At 33.1% G+C, this 1,553-nt stretch carries 1 protein-coding gene; it reads right to left on the bottom strand.

Going from position 1 to position 1,553, the window contains the following annotated elements:
• Positions 1–373: 373 nt before the first annotated feature.
• On the bottom strand, positions 374–1,345 hold the full coding sequence (locus ASJ81_RS12495) for a hypothetical protein (RefSeq protein WP_095644723.1): 972 nt from the start codon (positions 1,343–1,345) through the stop codon (positions 374–376).
• Positions 1,346–1,553: the final 208 nt, after the last annotated feature.

Here is a 1,553-nt window from a genome sequence, read left to right as displayed (position 1 = left end):
TGGGGCGACGGCTTATACGAGACATTAGATAATATATTGAACAATCAATATATCTGTTTTATGGATTAACATCAAAATCTAAGCACTAGCACTTGTTTTTGTACTTAAATCAACAATTTTCAAATCACTAAAACCTAAAAACAGCCAGTTGTTACTTATAAGAACGATCCAACTTTCATCTATAATTTTTGTTAACTATACAGTAGAATAATAAAGACACCGCAGACATTTTGGAATAGGACTTACCATTTAAATTGTAAAGCAGGAGCATTAACCGTTAAATGTATAATATAAATTTAATCAGTAACGGTTGTTACATTTGATTTTACGCATCGAGTGTGTAAGTCCTGTAGATAAAATCATACATTTAAGGTCAATTTGTATCTTGATGTTTGAATTTTGGAACCCGCTCTGATAAATCATACAGATAGATAGAACCTAACTCCCAGTTCATCTCACCAGCTTCGTGAGAGTCTGCATACACAACTTTATTATTATATACATAGGGTGCATATGCACAACCGCAACTTGTAATACGGGTTGTCTTTCTAGTAAATTTATCGTACACATAAATGTCGTTTGCATTGATGTATACAACGCGGTTACCATAAATTGCCGGTTCAATTGCTGATCCGCTCTTTGTGATCTGTATGGTCTTGTGTATGGAAATGTCACGCATGTAAATGTCACTTTTTTCATCTGATCCACTTTGCCAGACAACGAGATTTCCATAGATATCAAGGTTACTCACTGAGTCACTTGCACTTGTGGTACTTACTTTCTTTGATGGTATATCATAGATATAAATTATCGAGGGGTTATCTGCTCTCACCCATACAACTTTATTACCAGATATAGCTGTTTTATAATCAGCGTTAATTTCACCGGTGATTTTAGTTTCTTTCTTAGTTGTTATATTGTATATGTATAAACTATGCAGTGTGTATGGTTCATCTTGCAACCATTTTATTCTTTCATACACGATATTATTTCCATAAATATCTGGATGATAAGCTTCTGTTATATGTACTAATTTTTTTGTTGATGTATCATATAGCGAAACTCCATCATCTCCATTCTGCCAGACAACTCTATTTCCATATATCTCCATATTACTTTCCACTCTGTCATCTGGTACATTCAACTCTTTTCCAATAGACAGATCATAGATATGTGGAACATTTGTAGAAGTTTCATACCACGTTACCAGATTACCGTAAATAGCGGTGCTTACCACTAATCGCTGATCTGGAACAATTTTCTTTTCCTCTCCTGCTTGTGCAACTGATATTGAACCTATCAAGCACACCAAAACAGATACCGTAAGTAGAACTTCTTTTCTCATAACTTCCCCCACTTAATATTGATCTCCATAACAATAATTTATAGAATTCTCTAAATTAATCCATAAGTTGTTCTATAAATAGATAAATTTGCCTCTATAAAATTGAATAGGTAACAAGGATTTGGAGTTTTGTTACTTGTCAATTTTCTATTAAGGAATGATTCAAATATAACTTCAATTTTTTACCTGTGGAATTGCTCTATAATTC

The organism is Methanosarcina spelaei (genome assembly GCF_002287235.1).
Classification (GTDB): domain Archaea; phylum Halobacteriota; class Methanosarcinia; order Methanosarcinales; family Methanosarcinaceae; genus Methanosarcina; species Methanosarcina spelaei.
The sequence above is the reverse complement of the archived record's forward strand: the minus strand, read 5'-3'. Positions and strand labels throughout refer to the sequence as shown.

What these genes read in the sequence shown, in the direction of transcription:
- ASJ81_RS12495 (WP_095644723.1), bottom strand. Translation starts at nt 1,345, where the DNA reads ATGAGAAAAGAAGTTCTACTTACGGTATCTGTTTTGGTGTGCTTGATA.